The sequence below is a fragment of the Amycolatopsis sp. SID8362 genome (assembly GCF_010550475.1).
GTDB classification, from domain to species: domain Bacteria; phylum Actinomycetota; class Actinomycetes; order Mycobacteriales; family Pseudonocardiaceae; genus Amycolatopsis; species Amycolatopsis eburnea.
In genome coordinates this window covers 1-5,887 of sequence record NZ_JAAGNB010000190.1, presented here as the reverse complement: position 1 = coordinate 5,887, position 5,887 = coordinate 1, and the positions used below count along the sequence as shown (strand labels likewise).

The window sequence follows — 5,887 nt, the reverse complement described above, 5'->3', positions numbered from 1 at the left end:
GGCCGCGCGTCACCGCGGCGGCGGACGACGCCGTGACGGCGGCGGTGGTGCGCGTCGGGCTGATCGCGTTCGAGGACGCGGACTTCCGCGAACTGGCGCGGCAGGGCGCCCGGTTCGGCGTCCGGGCCATCGAAACGAGCCTGCGCCGGCTGGCCGACCTGACGTCGTCGGTGATCTCGCTCGTGGCGGCGATGATCACGGCCGGGCTGCTGAACCCGTGGCTCGCGCCGGTGCTCCTGCTCGCCGCGGCGGCCGACGGCTGGGCCGCCGCGCGCGTCGCGAAGCTGAACTACCGGCACTTCCTCGACACGGTCGGGCGCAACATCCGCAAGTCGGTCGTCGAGGAGGTCGCCACCTGGCGGACGATGGCCCTCGAACGGCACGCCTTGACGCTGCAGGAACCACTCCTCGGCGAGTACCGGCGCATCTCGCGCAGCCTCGCGCGCGAGGAGATCCGGCTGGCGCACCGCAGCAACCTGGTGCGCACGACCGGCCGGGCGGCGGCCGGGCTGGGCACGGCGGCGGCGTACCTGGTGCTCGGCTGGCTGCTCTACACCAGCGCGATGGAGCTGGCGCTGGCCGGCACGGCGGTGCTGGCGATGCGCACGGCGTCGACGGCGCTGTCCAACACCATGCGCGCGGTCAACTCGCTGTACGAAGACTCGTTCTACATCGGGTTCTACAACCAGCTGCTCGCGGAATCGCGGAAGCGCCGGCCACCGGAAACGTCGCTGACCGCGCCGCCCGACCCGGACGAGATCCGGCTGACGGGCGTCACGTTCACCTACCCGGGCCGTGAAACCCCGGCCCTGCGCGACGTTTCGCTGACCATCCGCCGCGGCGAGGTGGTCGCACTGGTCGGCGAGAACGGCTCCGGCAAGACCACGCTGGGCAAGCTCCTCACCGGGCTCTACCCGCCGGACGAGGGCACCGTCCACTGGGACGACGTCGACCTGGCCCGCGCCGACCCGGCCTCGGTGCACGCGAACATCGCGGTGATCGCCCAGGAACCGGCGGAGTGGCCGATGACGGCGGCGAACAACATCAGGGTCGGCCGCCTCGGCCGCGCGGACCCGGACGGCCGGGCCTGGCGCGAAGCAGTCGACTACTCGGGCGCGGACGAGGTCATCGCCGCCCTGCCCGCCAAGGAGAACACGGTGCTGTCGAAGAAGTTCGACGAAGGCCACGACCTCTCGGGCGGCCAGTGGCAACGCATGGGCATCGCCCGCGGCATCTACCGCGACGCCTCGATCCTGGTGGCCGACGAACCGACGGCGGCGCTCGACGCCCGCGCCGAAGCCCGGGTGTTCGCCGGCCTCCAGCACGCGAGCACCTCCCACCGCGGCCGCCGCACCACGGTCCTGGTCACCCACCGCCTGGCCAACATCCGCTCGGCGGACCGCATCCTGGTCCTGGAGAAGGGCCGCCTGATCGAGGAGGGCACCCACGACGACCTGATCCGAGCGGGCGGCGTCTACCACGAGCTGTACGAGATCCAGGCCCGCGCCTACCGGAACGGCCCACCCTGAAGCCCCGGCCACCCCGCGCCTCCGGCCGCCCTGGAGCCGACAACCACCGCCACGGCGCGGTCGACCCCAGGCGTCACGGTTTCATTCCGGCCCACCGCCCGCCGTAACCGCCACTCGCGAGGTCCCGACTCTGGTGCTCGGAACGCGGTCCTCACCGAGGGAACATCATGCGTGCTCGGATGGCGGCGGTTGCCGCGCTGGCGGCTGTCCTGAGCTTGTCCGGGTGCGGGGAAACGCCGCGGAGTTCCGACTCGTATCAGCCCGCCACCACCAGCATCGCCGCGGCGCCGACAGCACCTCCGGCCAAGACCGAGTACGGGGCCGCCGCGACGTACAAGTTCCGGGTCCGCGATGGCAAAGGGGACGGATTCACCGAGAACGTCGAACTCTCCCTCGGCGCACCGGTCCCGGCCGGTCAGGCGCCCGGACCGCTCCCCGGCAGCTGCGAGGTCGACCTCCAGCGCGACCTCTACATCCCGCTGACGCTCAAGGTCAGCAACTCCACGGCGAACTTCGCCTACAAGGTCGGCTACCGCTTCCAGCCGGTCCAGCTCGACGACGATCGGGTCGCGGGCTACCTCGACGCCGGAACGGGGCGCTGTGTCGAGAGATTCGGGCTGGTGACCTACGAAGGTCCCACGTTGGGCGTCAGCTCGAAGGCGGAGCTGCCGACCGGGCAACAGGTGTCGGCCTCGGGTTTCCTCACCTATCGCGGCTTCTTCGGCCCCAACGGCACCCAGGCGGCCAAGCTCGCCAAGGTCTTCCTGGACCTGGGAATCCGCTACGACGGCCGGCACGGAGTCGTCATCGATCCCGAGGCCGGGCCCGGGTTGATCGGGTACACCGGTCTCGATGGCCTGGGCGTGTCGGATCACTACGTCATCCCAGTGGATGGCGTCACCTCACCGTGCACCAAGGGCTTGTTCAAACGGGAGGCACACTGCGCGTGACCTCACCCAGACAGCGTGATCGACCCCAGGTGCGAAAAGTGCGCCGCCACCCGGGAACCACGGCGCAGCGGCACCGCGTCCGTCATCCCGCCGGTCAGCACCAGCCACCCCGGCTCCAGCGCCAGTCCCCGCGCCGCCAGGGAATTCGCCGCCAGGGCGAGGGCCTCCGCCGGGTGGCCCTGGACCGCCGCGCCGGTGGCCGTGTCGACTATCTGGCCGTCGACCTCCAGCAGCGCCGCTTCCAGCGACAAGTCCAGCGAAGCCGGCGGCAGTCCTACCGGGCCGACGCCGAAGTACGCCGACGAGCCGTTGTCGGCGACCGCGTCCGGGAGGGTGAAGCGGTAGTCCGTGTAGCGGCTGTCGATGACCTCGATCCCGCCGTACACCCGGTCGACCGCGGCCAGCGCCGTCGCCGCCGTGACGCCGGGGCCGGCCAGCCGCTTGCCGAGCACGAAGACCAGTTCCGGCTCGGCTCGTGGGTGGATCAGCGGAGGCACCGGCACCCCCGCGGGCAGCACCATCGCGTCGGTCAGCCAGGCCAGCAGGGGCGAGTCGATGCCCATCCGCTGCTGCTTCGCCCGTGACGTCAGGCCCAGCTTCACGCCGATCAGCGTTTCGCCGCGGGCGCGCCGCTGCCGGAGGGCCTCGTCCTGGATCGCGTACGCCGTGTCGACGTCGAGGTCCGGCCACTCCGCCGACAGCGGCGAGCGCTCCGAAACCGTTCCGAGCAGCGCGGCGGCCGCCTCGCGCACGTTCATGATTCCTCCGAGAAGACCGCGGTGACGCTGCCCAGGCCGGCGATGGTCGCGACGATCGTGTCGCCGGGGGACACCGGGATCGCCCGGGTCATCGACCCCGGCAGCACGACGTGCCCCGGCTCCAGTGTGACCCCCAGCGGCCCGACCGTGTTCGCCAGCCACACCAGCGAATTCAACGGCGAACCGAGCACCGCGCCGCCCGCGCCCGTCGCCGCGACCGAGCCGTTCTGGTAGAGGACGCAGCCGGCCAGGCGCAGGTCCACCGCACCCAGCGCGGTCGGGCTGCTGCCCAGGACCACGCCGCCGGACGAGGCGTTGTCGGAGATCGTGTCGAAGAGCGAGATCTTCCAGTCGCGGATGCGGGAGTCGACGATCTCCAGCGACGGCAGCACGAAGTCGACCGCGCGCACCGCGTCCGCCACCGTCACGCCGGGGCCGCGCAGCGCCGAGCCGAGCACGAACGCGATCTCCGGCTCGATGCGCGGCTGCAGGAACGCCGACGTCGGGATCGGCTGGTGCTCCAGGTGGAACATGCTCCCGGTCAGGTGGCCGTAGTCGGGTTGGTCGACGCCCATCTGCCGCTGCATCGCCGCCGAGGCGAGGCCGACCTTGTGCCCGCGGACGGCGTCGCCGCCCTCGACCCACTGCCGCACCTGCTCCTGCTGGATCCGGTACGCGTCCTCGACGGTCGCCTCCGGGAACAGCTTGATCAGCGGCTCGACCGGCTCGCGCGTCGCGTAGGCCCGCGCCAGTACGGCGGCGGCCTCCTGCACCTTGCTGACGTCCACTCCCCGGACTCTGCCCGGCGCGCACCCCGCACACAAGCCTCGATGTTCCACCCAGCGGAACTCTCGCTAGACAACCTCTTGCGCGCGAGATAAATCGGGCGTAGCGTTGTCGCCACCACCAGGAAGGGACGTGACGGACATGGCACCGACCCAGGCCGAGGTCACCAAGCTCGCCGAGATCCGCGACGAGCTGCGCGAGCGCCACCTGCGCCCGGCCGCCGACCGCCCGGCGACGAACGGGCGCGGCATCCACCACACCGCGCTGATCTCCAGCGACGTCGAGCGGACCATCGAGTTCTACCAGGACGTCCTCGGCTTCCCGCTCACCGAGCTGATCGAGAACCGCGACTACCCCGGCTCGAGCCACTTCTTCTTCGACGTCGGCAACGGCAACGCGGTCGCGTTCTTCGACCTGCCCGGTCTGGACCTCGGCCCGTATGCGGAAGTCCTCGGTGGACTGCACCACTTGGCCCTTTCCGTCACGCCCGATCGGTGGAGCGCCATCAAGGACAAGCTCGACGAAGCCGGCGTGCAGTACCTGCTGGAGAGCAAGACTTCCATCTACCTGTCCGATCCGGACGGTGCCCGCGTCGAGCTGATCTCCGACCCGCTCGGTGAGATGTACGGCGAGAAGATCGGCTGAAAGCGTGTTCCCGGCGTCGCGCGCCGCATACCCTGTGCGCGACGTCTGGAGGTGCGATGTCCGACTGGTCCCTGTCCCGCGCGAAAGCCCGGCTCGATCGCCGTGAGCAGCTCGACGAGCTCACCGCGCGCACCCGGTTCGAGGTGCGGCTGCACCTGAACGAGCCGGCCACCAACGGCAGCTACGACGAGCTGACCAGCATCTTCGCCATCGGGCACGGCGAGTGCGCCGCGCTGCTGGCCCACCACCGGCTGCTGCCGTGGTGGGAGCGCTCGCTGCTGTTCCGGTACGCGCGGCGGATGCACGGCAAGGCGATCACGCGCAGCGTCGGCGTGGTGCCCGCCGAGGTGGCGCCGCAGGCCGCCCGTGCCTTCGGGGCCGAGATCGCCGAGCTCGCGCCAGACTCCGGAGACACCGGCGCGAAGTACGACCTGCAGGGCCGGGGCCTGCTGACGGTGTTCCGCATCGCCGTCGGCGCCAAGGGCGAGTCCTGGCCGGACCGGCACGAGGTGGCGACGACGTCCGCCCGCAACATCCTGACCTGCGCCGCCACCTTCGCCCGCCGGAAGCCGTGGCACGTGCTCTGGCCCGTCTACCGCGTGCGCGGCCTGCGGCTCTGGAAGCTTTGACGCCCGCCGGGCGTTCTCCCGGTATGACCCCAGAGGAAATCCTCGCCGGCGCGAAGACCATCGCCGTCGTCGGGCTGAGCCGCGACCCGGCCAAAGCCGCCCACGGCGTCCCGGCGGTCCTGCAGGCGCACGGCTTCCGGATCATCCCGGTGCACCCGAGCGCGACCGAGTTGCTCGGCGAGCAGGTCTACCGCTCGCTGAAGGACATCCCGGAGCCGGTCGACCTGGTCGACGTCTTCCGCCCGTCGCCCGAAGCTCCGGGCATCGCGCGGGAGGCCGTCGAGATCGGCGCGAAGGCACTGTGGCTGCAGCAGGGCATCGTCTCCGCCGAAGCGCGCCGCATCGCCGAGGAAGGCGGGCTCGCCTACGTCGAGAACCGCTGCACCGCCGTGGTCCGCGCGACCGCCGCGATCTCCAAGAACTAGGCCGGCACTCCGAAGTGGACGATCCGGTGGTTGCCGGTGTCGGCGACCCAGACGCCGCCCGCGCCGTCGCCGGCGCTGTCCCGCGGTGAGCTGACCCACTCGGCGGCGTCGGCCAGCGCCGCGCCGGTCCGGGTGTCGAACCGCGCGACGCGGCCGCCGTCGTCG

Annotated in this window: 8 protein-coding genes; 5 read left to right on the top strand and 3 right to left on the bottom strand. The window is 71.5% G+C overall.

What is annotated here, in order from left to right; genetic code table 11:
• Together G3I65_RS07005 and G3I65_RS07000 are read left to right on the top strand one after the other, a co-directional pair.
• The coding region (locus tag G3I65_RS07005) for an ABC transporter ATP-binding protein (RefSeq protein WP_160695357.1) at window positions 1-1,529 on the top strand (1,529 nt) is incomplete at its 5' end.
• Window positions 1,530-1,696: 167 nt separating this feature from the next.
• On the top strand, window positions 1,697-2,479 hold the full coding sequence (locus G3I65_RS07000) for a hypothetical protein (protein ID WP_160695356.1): 783 nt from the start codon (window positions 1,697-1,699) through the stop codon (window positions 2,477-2,479).
• A gap of 2 nt (window positions 2,480-2,481) precedes the next feature.
• Here the strand turns inward: G3I65_RS07000 and G3I65_RS06995 are convergent, their stop codons facing one another.
• Both G3I65_RS06995 and G3I65_RS06990 read right to left on the bottom strand, forming a co-directional pair.
• Window positions 2,482-3,237: a 2-keto-4-pentenoate hydratase gene (locus G3I65_RS06995; RefSeq protein ID WP_203612305.1), complete on the bottom strand. Its 756-nt coding sequence runs from the start codon at window positions 3,235-3,237 to the stop codon at window positions 2,482-2,484.
• On the bottom strand, window positions 3,234-4,025 hold the full coding sequence (locus G3I65_RS06990) for a 2-keto-4-pentenoate hydratase (RefSeq protein ID WP_125308117.1): 792 nt from the start codon (window positions 4,023-4,025) through the stop codon (window positions 3,234-3,236). The genes G3I65_RS06995 and G3I65_RS06990 overlap by 4 nt, the downstream gene beginning before the upstream one ends.
• Window positions 4,026-4,164: 139 nt before the next feature.
• On the opposite strand from G3I65_RS06990, the gene G3I65_RS06985 reads away from it, so the two are divergent.
• From G3I65_RS06985 to G3I65_RS06975, 3 genes are read left to right on the top strand one after another with little or no spacing between them, the layout of a single operon-like run.
• Complete coding sequence (locus tag G3I65_RS06985; RefSeq protein ID WP_163046651.1) at window positions 4,165-4,668, top strand: VOC family protein; 504 nt, start codon at window positions 4,165-4,167, stop codon at window positions 4,666-4,668.
• Between the two features lie 56 nt (window positions 4,669-4,724).
• Window positions 4,725-5,297 carry a hypothetical protein gene (locus tag G3I65_RS06980; RefSeq protein WP_125308119.1) on the top strand — a complete coding sequence of 191 codons (573 nt, stop codon included), beginning with the start codon at window positions 4,725-4,727 and terminating at the stop codon, window positions 5,295-5,297.
• A 23-nt stretch (window positions 5,298-5,320) separates the two neighbouring features.
• Window positions 5,321-5,722, top strand: a complete 402-nt coding sequence (locus G3I65_RS06975; RefSeq protein WP_160695354.1) for a CoA-binding protein — start codon at window positions 5,321-5,323, stop codon at window positions 5,720-5,722.
• Here the strand turns inward: G3I65_RS06975 and G3I65_RS06970 are convergent.
• On the bottom strand, window positions 5,719-5,838 hold the full coding sequence (locus tag G3I65_RS06970; RefSeq protein ID WP_239070684.1) for a hypothetical protein: 120 nt from the start codon (window positions 5,836-5,838) through the stop codon (window positions 5,719-5,721). The two genes, G3I65_RS06975 and G3I65_RS06970, sit on opposite strands and share 4 nt — an antisense overlap.
• Window positions 5,839-5,887: the final 49 nt, after the last annotated feature.